Origin of the sequence: Xaviernesmea rhizosphaerae (genome assembly GCF_001938945.1) — a bacterium.
Classification (GTDB): domain Bacteria; phylum Pseudomonadota; class Alphaproteobacteria; order Rhizobiales; family Rhizobiaceae; genus Xaviernesmea; species Xaviernesmea rhizosphaerae.
On the sequence record NZ_MKIO01000031.1, the window covers coordinates 181,133 to 196,370 of the forward strand.

A 15,238-nucleotide genomic window follows, 5' to 3' on the forward strand; every position below is an offset into this window, starting at 1 on the left:
CAGATGCGCACCGGGCTTCTTCTCGCCGCGCCGGCGATCCTGCTGATCCTCGTCTTCATCGTCGCGCCGATGCTGGCCGTGCTCGTGCTGGGCTTCACCGATTTCGAGCTGGGATATGGCAGCTTCCGCTTCGTCGGCCTGGAAAACTATGCCGAGCTGTTTTCGGACCGCACCTTCCTTGCCTCGCTGCGCAACACGGCGGTCTATACCGCGATCGTCGCGCCGGTCTCGCTCCTGCTTGGCCTGGGGCTGGCACTGCTGATCGAGAGCGAGCCAGTCGGCCGGTCGTTCTTCCGCACCGCCTTCTTCCTGCCGGTCGCCTCGTTGCTCGTGGCCATGGCCACGGTCTGGCAATATCTGTTCCACCCCTCGATCGGGCCGATCAATGCCGCCCTGCGCCTTGTTGGCGTGGCGGGGCCGAACTGGCTCGGCGCGTCCGACATGGTGCTGACCAGCCTCGCCATCATCGGCATCTGGCAGAGCGTCGGCTTCAACATGGTGCTGTTCCTCGCTGGCCTCACCGCCATCCCGCGCGACCTCTATGCCGCGGCGGAGGTGGACGGCGCGAAATCCGCACGCGACCGCTTCTTCCTCGTCACCTGGCCGATGCTCGGGCCGACCACGCTCTTCGTCATCACCATCAGCATCATCAATGCGGTGAAGGTGTTCGAAACCGTGAAGACGCTGACCGAGGGCGGGCCGAACAAGGCCTCCGAAGTGCTGCTCTTCACCATCTACCGCGAAGGCTTCGTCTATCTGCGCGTCGGCTATGCCTCGGCCATGACCATGGTCTTCCTCGCCGTTCTCGTGGTGCTGATGATCGCCCAGTACCGGCTCCTCGACCGGGAGGTTCACTACGGATGACCGCACTCCAACTCGCCCCGATCACCCCCGGCCGCGCGCTGCGCTTCTGCGTGCTGGTGCTCACCGCCGCCCTCTTCCTCGCACCCTATCTGTTCATGATCTCGACCGCGGGCAAGGCCCAGAGCGAGATCTTCACCTCCTCGCTCAGCCTGATCCCGAGCGAGCCGCATTTCCTGGAGAATTTCGCCAAGGCCTTTTCCCGCGTCTCCATGCCGCTGCTTCTGTGGAACGGCGTCATCGTCTGCGGGCTGATCCTTGCCATTCAGGTCGTCATCGCCGTGCCCTGTGCCTATGCGCTGGCCAAGCTGAAATTCCCCGCGGCGCGGCTGATGATGGCGCTGATCATGCTGGGGCTCCTGGTGCCGATCCACGCCACGGCTTTGCCGATCTATGTCGCCTTCGACAGGATGGCCCTGCTCAACAGCTACATGGCCCTGGTGGCGCCCTTCAGCATCTCGGTCTTCGGCATCTTCCTGTTCCTGCAGTTCTTCCGCTCCCTGCCCGACGACCTGATCCATGCCGCCCGGCTGGACGGGATGTCGGAGCTCGGCGTGGTCATGCGCGTGGTCGTGCCCAATGCCTGGCCGGCAATCACCGCCTTCTCGATCTTCTCGGTGGTGGCGCATTGGAACGATCTCTACTGGCCGCTGATCGTGGTCTCGAACCAGGCCTATGCCACCCCGCCGCTCGGCCTCCTGTTCTTCCGCGCGGCGGAAGCGGGGGACGATTACGGCGCGCTGATGGCCGCCACGCTGATCATCACCCTGCCGCTCCTTGCCGCCTTCCTGCTTGCGCAGAAGCGCTTCGTCGAAGGCATCACCATGACCGGTCTCAAGGGATGACCGGTTTCCTCTCCCGCAACGCATGTCCCACAGCCCCCTCCCAAAGGACCCTCGCCATGCTCAATCTCAAGACGCTTCTGTCGGCCGCGGCCGTCACGCTCGCCATCGCCCTGCCCGCCCGCGCCGATACGGTGCTGACGGTGCATTACCCCATGCCCGGCTTCTTCAAGGACGTGATGGACACGATCTCGAAGAAGTTCATGGAAGAAAATCCTGACATCAAGGTCCAGTTCGCCAATCCCTCGCCCACCTACGAGGAAGGCATCCAGACGATCATGCGCCAGGCCGGCACGGCCGAGATGCCCGACGTGACCTTCATCGCGCTGAACCGCCTGCGCATGGCGGAGGAGCGCAGCATCCCCGTCGATCTCGCGCCGATGATCGCCAAGGACAAGCAGAGCATGGCGGATCAGGGTTTCTCTGACACGATCCTCAAGCTCGCCCAGGTCAATGGCAAGCAGGTCGGCCTCGCCTTCGCCACCTCCAACCCGATCATGTATTACAATGCCGATCTGGTGAAGGCCGCCGGCGGCAATCCCGACAGCCCGCCCAAGACCTGGGACGAGGTGATTGCGCTCGGCGCCAAGATCAAGGCGCTCGGCAATGGCGTCGATTCTATCGACTTCCGCTGGCAGGGCGATGACTGGATGTTCTCCGCCCTGCTGTTCGGCGCCGGCGGCCGGATGCTGAGCGAGGACGAAAGCAAGGTCGCCTTCAACGGGCCGGAAGGCCTGAAGGCCATGACCGTGATCGACCGCATGGTCAAGGAAGCCGGCATGCCGGTCTTCACCAAGGCCGCCGGCGAGCAGGCCTTCGTCGCCGGCAAGGTCGGCTTCGCCTTCCAGACCACCGGCGCGCTGCGCAACACCATCAAGAATGTCGGCGGCAAGTTCGACCTGCGCACGGCGCAGATCCCGCTGCTCGACCCCGTCAACGGCAAGCTGCCGACCGGCGGCAATGCCGTGGTCATCCTCACCCATGACGGCGAGAAGCAGGCCGCCGCCTGGAAATTCGCCAAGTTTGCCGCCGGCCCCTATGGCGCCTCCGTCGTCGTGCCCGGCACGGGCTATGTGCCCAACAACGAGCTGGCCGCCACCTCGCCCGCCTATCTCGGCGATTTCTACAAGCAGAACCCGCTGTTCCGGGCCGGCCTGTCGCAGATGCCGCGCATGATCCCCTGGTATGCCTTCCCCGGCTCCAACGGCGTGCGCGTCACCCAGACCATCGTCGACAACATCTCCCGCGTGGTCGACCAGTCCGCCGGCCCGCAGGAAGCGCTCGACGATGCCGCCAAGGAGGTCAAGCGCCTGCTGCCGCGCAGCTAGAGCATCGGACCGAAAAGTGGGAACCGGTTTTCGGACAAATCCGATGCAAAAACAAAAAATTAGAGCATCGGACTGCGTCCGATTTTCAGTCTGATGCTCTAAGCCTCCTGTTTGCGCGCGGAAGCGGGTCGATGCCGATCCGCTTCTCGATCTTTCGCAAAGCCCGCCGCCCCAGGCGGCGGGCTTTGCGCCTGCGCCATCACACCGCCCGCGCCGTGCCCCCTGCCCGCAGCGAGAAGGCGAGCTGCAGATGGCGCGCCACGGCGGCGTTTTCCGCCATGTCGAGCAGGAGCGAGGCGGCCACCGCGCCCATGCTGGCATCCGGCATCTCGATCGTCGTCAGCGCCGGGGTCATCATCTGGCCAATGGCGATGCCGTCGAAGCCGGCCACGGAGAGATCCTGCGGCACGCCGAGGCCCTGCCGTCTGAGGGCGCCGATGACGCCGAAGGCCAGAAGATCATTGGAGGCAATGACCGCCGTGGGCGCCTCCTGCGCCAGGATGGCGGTCAGATCCAGCTGATCATAGGAGCCGATGAAGGGCACCTGCATCGGCGGCAGCGGCGCGACGCCGCGCCTGGCCAAGGCGTCGAGATAGCCCTGATGGCGCAGCCGGGCGCGATCGGACGCGGCGAAATTGCCCGAGACGAACAGGATGCGGCGATGGCCGAGATCGAGAAGATGGCCCGCCAGCGTGGCACCGGCCGCGCGGTTGGGCACGGTCACTGCCGCCGGCTGGCGCGGCGTGGGCGGATTGTTCAGAAGCACGGTCGGCGGCAGCGGCAGGTCCAGCACGCGGCTGGATTCCGGATCGCACAGTGTCAGGATTAGGCCGGTCGGCCGATCATTGAGCAAGGCATGGACGGCGCTCACCTCTCGTTCGGGATCGTAATGCGACTGGGCGATCAGCACGCCATGGCCGGACAGCAGCATCCGGTTCTCGATGCTCGAGAGCGAGGCGGCAAAAACCGGATTGGTGATGCTCGGAATGAGAATGCCGACCACCGGCCGGCGGGTGGAGCGGGAGGTGGCGGCAAGCCGTTCGGGTCGGTAGCCAAGCTCGGCGGCGGCCCGGCGCACCCGGCGCGCCATCTGTTCGCTCACCGGCCCGCTGCAGCCGAGCACGCGGCTGGCGCTGGCCAGCGAGCAGCCGGCCCGCTCGGCCACCTGCTGCAATGTCGTCATGTCGCCTCCCCGCGGTTGGGCTTAGAACATCGGACCGAAAAGTGGGAACCGGTTTTCGGTCCGATGCAAAACCAAAATTCTAGAGCATCGGACTGCGGACGAGTTTCAGTCTGAAGCTCCGGGGCTGCGAAGCTCGCCCCTTGCCGGTTTTCCCGATGGGCCGCGACGCTTTTATGACAGGCCGCTCCATAAAGGACCGCCCGCCGCCGGGCTCTGGGAGGAGAGCCGGACGACGGGCGGCGCATGCGCCCGGGAGGAAGGCGCGGTCAGGACATCGGGCTAGAGCATCGGACTGAAAACAGTCCTCAGTACGATGCTCTAGATTTTTGTTTTTGCATCGGATTTTCCCGAAAAGCGCCCGCTTTTCGCTCCGTTGCTCAGTCCTCTTCCTGGAACACTGTCTCGCGCTTGGCCCTGACGCTGGGCAGGAACACCGCGACCAAAACGCCCAGCGCGATGAGCAGCAGGACGGCGCTGATCGGGCGGGTGACGAAGGTGGACGGGTCGCCGCGCGACAGGATCATGGCGCGACGCAGGTTCTCTTCCAGCAGTGGGCCGAGCACGAAGCCGAGCAGCAGGGGCGCCGGCTCGCAGCGCAGCTTGGACAGGAGATAGCCTGCCAGACCGAAGCCGGCGACGGCATAGAGGTCGTAGACATTGCCGTTGACGCTGTAGACGCCGATGGCGCAGAAGGCCATGATCGTCGGGAACAGCACGTAGTAGGGCACGGTCAGCAGCTTCACCCACATGCCGATCAAAGGCAGGTTCAGCACCACCAGAAGCAGGTTGCCGATCCACATCGACGCGATGATGCCCCAGAACAGCGCCGGCTGTTCGGTGGCGACATTCGGGCCGGGAACGATGCCCTGGATGATCATGGCACCGACCATCAGCGCCATGACCGGGTTGGCGGGAATGCCGAGCGTCAAAAGCGGGATGAACGAGGTCTGCGCCCCGGCATTGTTGGCCGATTCCGGCCCGGCGACGCCGGCGATCGCGCCATGGCCGAATTCTTCCGGCCGCTTCGACAGCTTCTTTTCCACCGTATAGGAGGCAAAGGCCGCGAGAATGGCGCCGCCGCCGGGCAGGATGCCGAGCGCCGAGCCGATGCCGGTGCCGCGCAGGACCGGGCCGACCATCTGGCGGAAATCGTCCCTGGTCGGCATCAGGCCGGTGACCTTCTTCATCAGAACGGTGCGGCTGACCTCGCCTTCCAGATTGCGCAGGATCTCGGCGATGCCGAAGACGCCGACGGCAAGCGCCACAAAGTTCAGCCCGTCGGCATATTCCGTAATGCCCAGCGTGAAGCGCGGCGTACCGGTATAGATGTCCGTGCCGACGAGACCGAGCAGGAGGCCGAGCGCCACCATGGCCAACGCCTTGATGATCGAGCCATGGGCCAGCGCGATCGAGGAGACGAGGCCGACCACCATCAGGGAGAAATATTCGGCCGCGCCGAATTCCAGCGCCACGGCGGTGAGCGGCGGGGCGAAGATCGCCACCAGGAAGGTGGAGACCGTGCCGGCGAAGAAGGAGCCGAGCGCGGCGATGGCGAGCGCGGCGCCCGCCCGGCCCTTGCGCGCCATCTGGTAGCCGTCAATCGCCGTGACCGCCGAGGAGGATTCGCCCGGCATGTTGATCAGGATCGCCGTGGTCGAGCCGCCATATTGCGCGCCGTAATAGATGCCGGCGAGCATGATCAGCGAGGAAACCGGCTCCAGCTGGAAGGTGATCGGCAGCAGCATGGCGATGGTCGCCGTGGCGCCGATGCCGGGCAGCACGCCGATCAGCGTGCCGAGCAGCACCCCGATCAGGCAGAAGAGCAGGTTGGCCGGCGTGGCGGCGGTGGCGAAACCGAGGACGAGATTGTTGAACAGATCCATGGATGTTTCCTCCTAGAACCGCAGCCAGGGGCCGAAGCGCTCGAATGGCAGGCCGAGCGCATAGCTGAAAACGGCGACGGAGAAGACGGTGATCGCCGCCGACAGCGCCAGCGCCATCAGCGGATTGAGCTTCTGCGAGGCGAAGGAGGCGACGAAGGAGGCGATGAACAGCGCCGGAACGAAGCCGAGCCCCTGCACCGTCATGCCGAAGAGGATCGGCGCCGGCAGGATGAAGAGGATGCCCCGCCAGGCCAGTTTGCCGAAGGGCTCGCCTTGCTTGTTGAAGGACTGGAACAGGATGACCAGCCCGAGCAAAGTGAGAATGCAGGCAAGGACGAACGGGAAGTAGCCCGGCCCCATCCGGAAGGTCGTGCCCAGATCGAGCGCGAGCGACTGGATGGCGAAAAACAGGCCGAGGGCAATGAACAGGCCGCCGCACAAGGCGTCGGTCCTGTCGAAGCGTGATGACGTCATGGTTTCCCCCTGGGGCAGCGCTGGCGTGATGGCGGGACGGCCAGACGCTGCGGCACGAACGGAAAGATCGGCAGATGATGAAAGGATGGCTGAAGGGGCCCGCCACGGCGGGCGCCTGAGACTGTGCGGCAGACGTTCATTTAAGCGATGACGCGGGGATCGCAGGCGGGGCGGCCGGACACGTTAGGACATCGGGCATTTCCGAAAACCGGTTCCCACTTTTCGGTCCGATGCTCCAGGCCCATGGCCCGAGCTGTCCTGCGTTCCCGCCGGCTCTCGCTGTCCTGCCTTTACCGCGCGACCCGCCTGATGACGGGGGCCTGCAAGAAAGGCGAGGCGCTCCGGCAGCCCTGCGCGCTTGTATGCGCGGGCTGCCGGGTCAGTCGGCCTGCGGGTCAGTCGGCGTACTGGCCAGCGCCCTGGATGATGGGCTTCCAGCGCGCCACCTCGGTTTCCAGCTTGGCCTTCAGCGCGGCAGGCGTCGCATCGGCCTCGGGCGAGGGCAAGGTGCCCAGCTCGGCGAAACGGCTGACGACATTGGGATCCTTCAGCGCCTTCTGCAGGGCGGCGGAGAGCTTGTTGACGGCCGCTTCCGGCGTGCCCTTGGGCGCGTAGATGCCGTGCCAGATGCCGACCTCGAAGCCCGGCAGGCCGGCTTCGACAGCGGTCGGAAGATCCGGGAAGATCGCCAGGCGCTGGGGCGAGGTGACCGCATAGGCCTTGATGGTGCCGCCCTGGATCTGCTTCGTGGTGTTGGTGGTCTGGTCGCACATGACATCGACCTGGCCGCCGAGAAGGTCGGTCATGGCCGGGCCGGTGCCCTTGTAGGGCACGGTGACCAGCGGCGTCTCGATCGCGCTCATGAACATCATGCCGCACAGATGCGAGGCGGCGCCGATGCCGGCATTGGCCACCGTCACCTTGTCCTTGTTGGCCTTGACGTAATCGATCAGGCCCTTGAGGTCTTTGGCTTCCATGGTCTTGCGCGTGACGATGGCCATGGGCACCTCGGTGACGAGACCGACATAGTCAAAGGAGTTCAGCGTATCATAGGCGAGCTTGCGGTAGAGCGTGGCGCTGGTGGCCATGCCGATATGGTGGAGCAGAACGGTGTAGCCATCCGCCTTCGAGCTGGCCACGCGGCCGGCGCCGAGCGTGCCGCCGGCGCCGCCGACATTTTCGATCAGGATCTGCTGGCCGAGATCCTTGGACATGGATTCGGCCACGAGGCGCGCCACGGTATCGGTGGGGCCGCCGGCCGAGAACGGAACGATCATGGTGATGTTGCGCTCGGGATAGTCGGCCTGCGCAGCGCCGGCCACGAGGCTGGCGACGATGGCGGTGGCGGCAAAGAGCGACTTGAAGAGTGTCATGAGTACCTCCCTCTGACTTGACCCGGCCGTCAGGGCTCCTCCCATGCGGCACGTGGATGTCAGGATTTGAGGTCTCGGGGGCCTTGCGCGCAATTCGCCGCGCGCAAGAATCTGGTTACCATCAGCGGCTTTGCGCTGCAGCATGGGTGGATTGCGCCCCATCCGCCGAAGCGATGTGTCGAAATCCACCCAAGAGATGCTTACTCCGCAGCCTGCGGCTTGCGCGTCTTCACCAGGCTGAAGACCACGCCGCTGGCGATGATGGCGAAGGTGACGCCGAGCGAGATGGCGGGCGGGACCTTGTCGATGCCCAGCAGGTCGGCAGCAAACACCTTGGAGCCGATGAAGATCAGCACCACCGCGAGCGCGGGCTTGAGATAGTGGAAGCGGTGGATCATCGCCGCGAGCGCGAAATAGAGTGCGCGCAGGCCGAGAATGGCGAAGATGTTCGAGGTGTAGACGATGAACGGGTCGGTGGTGATGGCGAAGATCGCCGGCACCGAGTCGACGGCGAAGACCAGATCGGCGATCTCGATCAGCACCAGCGCCAGGAACAGGGGCGTGACGAACAGCACGCTCTTGCCAGTCTTGCTGTGGCCGGTCTTGCTGTCCGGCAGGCGCACGAAGAACTTGTCGCCATGGTGCTCGTCGGTCACGTTGAGCCGGCGGCGCAGGAAGCCGAGCAGCGGATTGCTGGCGAGATCGGGCTCCTTATCGCCGACGAACAGCATCTTGATGCCGGTGATGACAAGGAAACCGGCGAAGAGATAGAGCACCCAGGAGAATTCGTTCACCAGCGCAGCACCCAGGCCGATCATCAGCGCGCGCAGCACGATGACGCCGAGAATGCCCCAGAAGAGCACGCGGTGCTGATAAAGACGGGGAACGGCGAAGAAGGAGAATATCAGCGCGATGACGAAGACATTGTCCAGCGCCAGCGTCTTCTCGACGACGAAGCCGGTCACATAGTTCATGCCGGCATCCGGGCCGAGATACCACCAGACCCAGCCGCCGAAGGCGAGGCCGAGCGTGATATAGAGGGCGGAAAGCTTGAGGCTCTCACCGACCTCGATCTCACGGTTTTCCTTGTGCAGCACGCCAAGGTCGAAGGCGAGCAGCGCGATGACGAGACTCATGAAGCCGAGCCACATCCACAGCGGCTTTCCGAGCCAGTCCACGAAGAGAAATGCAAAGTCCATAGCAATGTCCTGCCAGCGCGGTGAGCGTTGACGGTCCGACATCGCAGGAGCGCTGGCGTCTCCATACCAGAGGGGCCCGGACCAGGGGTGGGCTGACCGGGGAGATAGAAGCGGGGCTCGGCGGTTTCAAGCGACGGGCATAAGCCCTTGCGTTCACATGCATGTGAGCGTCAGGTGATGTGCTGGTTTTCGGCCCGCCGCTCTAATCCTCGCCGTCGCCCGAGAGCAGGCGCTTGTCGAGGCTGAGCTTCTGCATCTTCTCGTAGAGCGTCTTGCGGGAAATGCCGAGCTGCTCGTAGACCGGGCGCAGACTGCCGCCATGGGCGGCGATGGCGCCGGCGATGATGCGCCGCTCATAGGCGGCCACGCGGTCAGCAAGGCGCAGGGTTTCCTTCTCCTCGGCGGCAATGGTCCCTGTGCCGGGCAGGTCGAGGCCGAGCACGAAGCGGTCGGCGGCGTTGCGCAATTCGCGCACATTGCCCGGCCAGTCGCGCTGGCCGAGATCGACCAGCACTTCGGGCGGAACGCTGATATCCTCGCGGCCGTAGCGCGCGGCCGCCTCGCGCACCAGCTGGAGAAACAGCAGCGGAATATCCGCCTGGCGCTGAGCGAGCGCCGGCACGCGCACGGTGACGACATTGAGCCTGTAGAACAGATCCGCCCGGAAGCGCCCTGTCGCCACCTCCACCTCCAGATCGGTCTTGCTGGTGGCGATGAAGCGCACGTCGAGCGGCACGACTTCATTGGAGCCGAGCCGCGTGATGGTGCGCTCCTGCAGCACGCGCAGGAAGCGGGCCTGCAGCTCCACCGGCAGGGAGGCGATCTCGTCCAGCACGATGGTGCCGCCGCGCCCATGCTCGAACTTGCCGTAGCGCGCGCGCAACGCGCCGGGAAAGGCGCCGGCCTCATGGCCGAACAGCTCGCTCTCGATCAGCCCGCTCGGCAGCGCCGCGCAGTTGATGACGAGGAAGGGCCGGCCGGCGCGAGCGCTGAGATCATGCAGCGCGCGGGCGGCGACCTCCTTGCCCGCCCCCGTCTCGCCGATAACAAGCGTATCGGCATCGGTGGCGCCGATGGCGCGCAGCCGGTAGCGCAGGTCGATGATGACGGGCGTGCGGCCCGGCATGCGCGCTTCGAGATCGTCGTCCTTGCCGGCAACGGAGCGCAGGCGCCGGTTTTCCAGCACCAGGCTGCGCCGGTCCAGCGCGCGGTTGACGATACCGGCCAGCGTCTGCAGCGAGAAGGGCTTTTCGAGAAAGTCATAGGCGCCTTCGCGCATGGCCTTGACCGCCAGCTGCACCTCGCCATGGCCGGTGATGAGGATCACGGGGATCTCGTGGTCGATCTCGCGGATGCGCTGCATCAGCGTCAGCCCGTCCATGCCCCGCATGCGGATATCGGTGACCACCACGCCGCGAAAGCCATAGGTGATGCGGCTCAGGGCATCCTCGGCCTGGGCCAGCGCCTCGACGCGGTAGTCCGAAAGCTCCAGCGCCTGGGCGGTGGAGCGGCGCAGTTCCTCCTCGTCATCGACAAGGAGAACAGACAGGGTGCTCATTGGGCGGCCTCCTTCTGCGGCACGGCCAGCGGAATGACGATGGAAAACACGGCTCCGCCCTCGGCATGGTTGGCGACGGTGAGATCGCCGCCGAAGTCCTTGACGATATTATAGGAAATCGACAGGCCGAGGCCCAGCCCCTTGCCCACGCCCTTGGTGGTGAAAAAGGGATCGAAAATGCGCGCGGCAATGGCCGGCGAGACGCCGTCGCCGCGGTCGCGGATCTCGATCACCGCATTGTCTTGCGCGCGCCGCGCCGTCAGCGTGATGCGCCGGTCGTCCTTCTCCTCCACCGCATCGGCGGCATTGGTCACGATATTGACCAGCACCTGCTGCAGGCGGATCGGCCCGGCCAGCACCACCGGTGCCGGTTCGCCCAGATCCACGGTGACGGTGGCGCGCGCCGTGGCAAGCCGCGGGCGCACGATCTCCAGCGTATCCTCCAGAACGGCGTCGAGCGACACGGGGTCGAGCCGCTCATTGGGCTTGCGGGCGAAGTTGCGCAGGTGCTGGCTGAGCGAGGCCATGCGGTCCACCAGCTTGCCGATGCGGGCGAGATTGTCGCGCGCCTCGGGCAGCCGGTCGCGGGAGATCAGGAGCTCGGCGCTTTCGGCATAGTTGCGCACGGCGGCGAGCGGCTGGTTGAACTCATGCGAGAGCGCGGCCGACATCTGGCCGAGGCCGGCGAGCTTGGCGGCCTGGATCAGGTCGGACTGGGTGTCGCGCAGCTTGCGGTTGACATAAGCGAGATCGGCCGTGCGCTCGGCCACGCGGCGCTCCAGCTCCGCCTTGGCCTGGATGTCCATCAGCATGCGCTCGTCGCGCCGGGCCTTGCGCTGGATCAGGACGAAGAAGACCAGAGCGGCGAAGCAGATCGACAGGACGATGGCCGCCAGCGCGGTGCGCCACTGATTGACCGCCGAGGCCGTGTCGGTGAGCACATTGACGGTCCAGCCGGCGTCCTCCACCGCTTCGGACAGGAGCAGATAATCGCGCGTCGCGCCGGCGGGGCCCGGCATCGTCAGGATATCATGGCCTTCCACGCGGCTGCGCGTCACCGGCAGTGTGTGCGGCAGCTTGTCGGCATAGCGGCGCGAGGCGGCGGTACGCGCCAGGCGATCCGGGGTGAGCGGCACGAGGCTCGCATAGAGCCAGTCCGGATTGCCGCTCATGAAGATGATGCCTTCGGGATCGGAGACGAAGATCTTGTAATCGCTGTCGCGCCAGCTGGCCTCGATCAGGTCGACATCGACCTTGAAGACAATGGCGCCACGGATCGCGCCCGCGATCCGGACGGGGGCGGAGAAGTAATAGCCGCGTTTGGCCGAGGTGGTGCCCAGCGCATAGAAGCGCGCGGTCTGTCCGGCGATCGCCTGCTGGAAATAGGGCCGATAGCTGAAATTCTCGCCGACAAAGCTGGTCGGCGTGTCGAAATTGGATGCGGCGATGGTCTCGCCATCCGGCTTCATGACGTAGATCTCGGAGGATTTCAAAAGCGCGTTGATCGCCTTGAGATAGAGATCGGCCGTTTGCCGGAGTTCTGGATTGCCGGGATCGGCGAGCAGATCCTGGATGTCGTCGTGATCGGCGATCAGCGCCGGCAGCGCCTCGTAGCGCTTGAGATGGCCGTTCAGCGCCGCAACGGCAAGCCGCAGCGCGCTCGCCGCCTGCGAGGCGGCCTCGTCCATGAAGCTGCGCTTCAGGATCGGCGTGGCGATCCAGACAACGGCAATGGTGACCAGCCCCGTGACGCACAGCGCCAGGAGACTGCGGCGTGTCCGCTGCAGCAACCCGCTTCTCCTCCTCATCCTCCACGGCCAAGGATAAGCATGAGCGGTCGCTTTTCCAAGCGGGATCGCAGGAAATGCCGGGAGGTTGATGGGGAGAGGAAGTGGCCGGCTCTGTTCATGCGCATGCCGCATAAGCAGCCAGGAAGCACGCAACGGAAAAGCGGGGGCCTTAAAACCAGAAAAGCCTGCCGCGGGAGGAGGTGCGGCAGGCTTTCCAAAGGGGGAACAGGCGGCCCTGGGAGGAGGAGAGCGGCCGCTGTTCGGGCCGACGAACCCATGGGAGGAGGAGAGGGTCATCGACAGATCGAAGCGTCGCGGGAGGAGGAAGCAACGTTTCGATGAACAAAGATATAATCGATTTAGCAGGATTGTGCCAACCCATTTTGCTGCAGTGCAGCCATGCATTTTGCGCGGGGCTCGCAAGGCCCTGCCTTTTTAAAGGGCAGGAACGGATTGCCCGGAAAAGCTATGCAGGAGGCTTTGCTCCCCGGCCTCGGCAAAGCGGGCGGAAAGATACGCCTTGCCCGCAGCGATCGCCATGGGCAAATCCTGCCCGCTGGCAAGGCCCGCAGCAATGGCGCTCGCGAGCATGCAGCCGGTTCCCCTCATGCTTCCGGCGTGGCGGGGCGCACGGAAAATCAGGGGCTTGACACCGGGACGCAGGAGCCGGTCCACCGCCTCGCGGCCCTCCGCATGCCCGCCCTTGATCAGCAGCGCGCGGCAGCCCTGCGCGAGGAGGCGGGCGGCGGCATCGTCTGGGTCCAGCCCTGCCCGCGCCGGGTCGGGCGTTCCCGGCAGCGCGTCGGCGAGGATCGAGATTTCAGGGAGATTGGGGGTGACCAGCGCCGCGCGCGGGAGAAGCCGGGCGAGCAGGAGGGCGATGCCCTCCTCGCTGATCAGCGGCCGGCCGGAAGAGCTGGCGATGACGGGATCGAGCACCACAGGCAGATCCGGCCAGTCCTCCAGGCATTCCGCCACGGCGGCGACGGTGTCGGCCGTGGCCAGCATGCCGATCTTCACGGCCCCGATCGGCCCTGCTTCCAAGGCCGTGCGCATCTGCGCCGCCACCAGTGCGGGCTTTAGGATCTCGACCGCGCGCACCTCGGCATGGGTCTGCGCGGTGACGGCGGTCACCGCCAGACTGGCCGAAACGCGGAAGGCCGCCAGCGTCTCCACATCCCGCGCGATGCCGGCGCCGCCGGAGGAATCCGTGCCGGCCACGACAAGCACGCGCGGGCGCAGTTGCGGTGCGCCTGCCACGCCGCCAGCCGCCTCAGCCATGATGTTCGGGCTCGGAATGCGGAGCCTTGGCGCGATAAGGCTGCGTCGCCGCGATCCATTCCAGCGTCCGTCTCTCGGGATTGGCGTTGCGGGTGATGTCGGTCACCACGGCGGCGCTGTCGGCGCCTTGGGCGAAGACCCCGGGCAGCCGCTCGACCGTGAGGCCGCCGATCGCCACCAGCGGCACGGTGCCGGCTTCGGCCCTCCACTCGGCGATCCTCTCCAGCCCCTGCGGCGCCCAGCGCATGGCCTTGAGGATGGTGGGATAGACCGGGCCGAGCGCGACATAATCGGGCCGGGCGGAGAGCGCCGTCGAAAGCTCGGCCGGATCATGGGTGGAGAGGCCAAGCTTCAGCCCGGCGGCGCGGATGGCGGAAAGGTCGGCTTCGGCGAGATCCTCCTGCCCCAGATGCAGCCAGTCGCAGCCCTCTTCGATCGCCAGCCGCCAGTAATCATTGATCACCAGCGTGGCGCCATGGGCGGCGCAGGTCGCCTTGGCTCGGCGGATCTCGGCCGCGATCTCGGCCTCGCTGCGATCCTTGATGCGCAACTGCACCAGCCTGACCCCGAGCGGGATCAGCCGGTCGATCCAATCGGCGCTGTCGACGATGAGATAGAAGGGATCGAGCCTCATGCCACGGCCCTTCCGGTCGAAGCGGGGAGATCGGGCGGCAGGTCGAACACGGCCTTGCCGATGACGGGCGTCGAGGGCACGGCCATGTCGCGGGGGCTAAGCGGATCGGCGAGATAGGCCATGCGCCCGGCGGCGATCGCCTGGCCGAAGGCTTCCGCCATGGCGGCCGGATCGCCGGCGCCCGAAACCGCCGTGTTGAGCAGCACGGCGTCATAGCCGAGCTCCATCACCGCCGTGGCATGAGAGGGACGGCCGATGCCGGCATCGACGATCAGCGGCACCTCGGGGAAAGCGGCGCGATAGGCCCGGAGTGCTGCGGGATTGACCGGCCCCATGGCCGAGCCGATCGGCGCGCACCAGGGCATCAGCACCTTGCAGCCGGCGGCGAGCAGTTTCTCGCCGACCACCAGATCCTCCGTCGTATAGGGGAAGACCTGGAAGCCTTCGGCAATGAGGATGCGCGCGGCCTCCACCAGCGCGAAGACATCCGGCTGCAGGCTGTCGTGATGGCCAATCACCTCCAGCTTGATCCAGTCGGTGGAAAAGACCTCGCGCGCCATCTTCGCCGTCAGCACCGCTTCCTCAACCGAATGGCAGCCGGCGGTGTTGGGCAGCACGCGCACGCCGAGCGCGCGGATCATCTCGAAGAAGGCCCCGCCCCTGTTACGGTCGCCGTCCTTCTTGACGCCCGCCATCTCCCGGCGCAGCGAGACGGTGACGATGCCGGTGGCGGAGCGGCGCACGGCCTCCTCCAGGATCGCCGGCGAGGGATAGCGCGCGGTGCCGAGCAGCAGGCGCGAGGCGATCTCGGTTCCGTAGAGCGACACCATGA

At 65.9% G+C, this 15,238-nt stretch carries 13 protein-coding genes; 3 read left to right on the top strand and 10 right to left on the bottom strand.

The features are described from left to right. Positions 1–3: 3 nt before the first annotated feature. From BJF92_RS14105 to BJF92_RS14115, 3 genes are read left to right on the top strand one after another with little or no spacing between them, the layout of a single operon-like run. Positions 4–864, top strand: coding sequence for a carbohydrate ABC transporter permease (locus BJF92_RS14105; RefSeq protein ID WP_245294771.1), 861 nt, complete (start codon positions 4–6; stop codon positions 862–864). After that, a complete protein-coding gene (locus BJF92_RS14110) occupies positions 861–1,706 on the top strand; it encodes a carbohydrate ABC transporter permease (RefSeq protein ID WP_075635375.1) in 846 nt (281 codons plus the stop codon). Before BJF92_RS14105 ends, BJF92_RS14110 begins: the two co-directional genes overlap by 4 nt. Positions 1,707–1,762: 56 nt before the next feature. Beyond that, complete coding sequence (locus BJF92_RS14115; protein ID WP_075635376.1) at positions 1,763–3,031, top strand: ABC transporter substrate-binding protein; 1,269 nt, start codon at positions 1,763–1,765, stop codon at positions 3,029–3,031. Between the two features lie 199 nt (positions 3,032–3,230). Here BJF92_RS14115 and BJF92_RS14120 read toward each other — a convergent pair whose 3' ends face one another. From BJF92_RS14120 to BJF92_RS14165, 10 genes are all read right to left on the bottom strand, one after another. After that, positions 3,231–4,214, bottom strand: a complete 984-nt coding sequence (locus BJF92_RS14120) for a substrate-binding domain-containing protein (RefSeq protein WP_075635377.1) — start codon at positions 4,212–4,214, stop codon at positions 3,231–3,233. Positions 4,215–4,591: 377 nt separating this feature from the next. Next, positions 4,592–6,097, bottom strand: a complete 1,506-nt coding sequence (locus BJF92_RS14125) for a tripartite tricarboxylate transporter permease (protein ID WP_075635378.1) — start codon at positions 6,095–6,097, stop codon at positions 4,592–4,594. A 12-nt stretch (positions 6,098–6,109) separates the two neighbouring features. Beyond that, a complete protein-coding gene (locus BJF92_RS14130) occupies positions 6,110–6,571 on the bottom strand; it encodes a tripartite tricarboxylate transporter TctB family protein (protein ID WP_075635379.1) in 462 nt (153 codons plus the stop codon). 395 nt (positions 6,572–6,966) lie between these two features. Beyond that, positions 6,967–7,944, bottom strand: a complete 978-nt coding sequence (locus BJF92_RS14135) for a tripartite tricarboxylate transporter substrate-binding protein (RefSeq protein ID WP_075635380.1) — start codon at positions 7,942–7,944, stop codon at positions 6,967–6,969. Positions 7,945–8,144: 200 nt separating this feature from the next. Beyond that, on the bottom strand, positions 8,145–9,143 hold the full coding sequence (locus tag BJF92_RS14140; RefSeq protein ID WP_075635381.1) for a TerC family protein: 999 nt from the start codon (positions 9,141–9,143) through the stop codon (positions 8,145–8,147). A gap of 202 nt (positions 9,144–9,345) precedes the next feature. After that, the gene (locus BJF92_RS14145; RefSeq protein WP_075635382.1) at positions 9,346–10,701 is read right to left on the bottom strand and encodes a sigma-54-dependent transcriptional regulator; all 1,356 of its coding nucleotides are present in this window, start codon (positions 10,699–10,701) and stop codon (positions 9,346–9,348) included. Next, a complete protein-coding gene (locus BJF92_RS14150; RefSeq protein WP_075635383.1) occupies positions 10,698–12,509 on the bottom strand; it encodes a sensor histidine kinase in 1,812 nt (603 codons plus the stop codon). The genes BJF92_RS14145 and BJF92_RS14150 overlap by 4 nt, the downstream gene beginning before the upstream one ends. A 417-nt stretch (positions 12,510–12,926) precedes the next feature. Continuing rightward, on the bottom strand, positions 12,927–13,772 hold the full coding sequence (locus BJF92_RS14155; RefSeq protein WP_075635384.1) for a hydroxymethylpyrimidine/phosphomethylpyrimidine kinase: 846 nt from the start codon (positions 13,770–13,772) through the stop codon (positions 12,927–12,929). Beyond that, entirely contained in the window at positions 13,765–14,406 is a 642-nt protein-coding gene (locus tag BJF92_RS14160; RefSeq protein ID WP_075635385.1) for a thiamine phosphate synthase, read from the bottom strand. Before BJF92_RS14160 ends, BJF92_RS14155 begins: the two co-directional genes overlap by 8 nt. Further along, positions 14,403–15,236: a thiazole synthase gene (locus BJF92_RS14165; protein ID WP_075635386.1), complete on the bottom strand. Its 834-nt coding sequence runs from the start codon at positions 15,234–15,236 to the stop codon at positions 14,403–14,405. Before BJF92_RS14165 ends, BJF92_RS14160 begins: the two co-directional genes overlap by 4 nt. Between the last annotated feature and the right edge of the window lie 2 nt (positions 15,237–15,238).

Bases quoted from the DNA above. Each gene is read 5' to 3' on its own strand.
- BJF92_RS14105 (WP_245294771.1), top strand. From the start codon at position 4: ATGCGCACCGGGCTTCTTCTCGCCGCGCCGGCGATCCTGCTGATCCTC.
- BJF92_RS14110 (WP_075635375.1), top strand. From the start codon at position 861: ATGACCGCACTCCAACTCGCCCCGATCACCCCCGGCCGCGCGCTGCGC.
- BJF92_RS14115 (WP_075635376.1), top strand. From the start codon at position 1,763: ATGCTCAATCTCAAGACGCTTCTGTCGGCCGCGGCCGTCACGCTCGCC.
- BJF92_RS14120 (WP_075635377.1), bottom strand. From the start codon at position 4,214: ATGACGACATTGCAGCAGGTGGCCGAGCGGGCCGGCTGCTCGCTGGCC.
- BJF92_RS14125 (WP_075635378.1), bottom strand. From the start codon at position 6,097: ATGGATCTGTTCAACAATCTCGTCCTCGGTTTCGCCACCGCCGCCACG.
- BJF92_RS14130 (WP_075635379.1), bottom strand. From the start codon at position 6,571: ATGACGTCATCACGCTTCGACAGGACCGACGCCTTGTGCGGCGGCCTG.
- BJF92_RS14135 (WP_075635380.1), bottom strand. From the start codon at position 7,944: ATGACACTCTTCAAGTCGCTCTTTGCCGCCACCGCCATCGTCGCCAGC.
- BJF92_RS14140 (WP_075635381.1), bottom strand. From the start codon at position 9,143: ATGGACTTTGCATTTCTCTTCGTGGACTGGCTCGGAAAGCCGCTGTGG.
- BJF92_RS14145 (WP_075635382.1), bottom strand. From the start codon at position 10,701: ATGAGCACCCTGTCTGTTCTCCTTGTCGATGACGAGGAGGAACTGCGC.
- BJF92_RS14150 (WP_075635383.1), bottom strand. From the start codon at position 12,509: ATGAGGAGGAGAAGCGGGTTGCTGCAGCGGACACGCCGCAGTCTCCTG.
- BJF92_RS14155 (WP_075635384.1), bottom strand. From the start codon at position 13,772: ATGGCTGAGGCGGCTGGCGGCGTGGCAGGCGCACCGCAACTGCGCCCG.
- BJF92_RS14160 (WP_075635385.1), bottom strand. From the start codon at position 14,406: ATGAGGCTCGATCCCTTCTATCTCATCGTCGACAGCGCCGATTGGATC.
- BJF92_RS14165 (WP_075635386.1), bottom strand. From the start codon at position 15,236: ATGGTGTCGCTCTACGGAACCGAGATCGCCTCGCGCCTGCTGCTCGGC.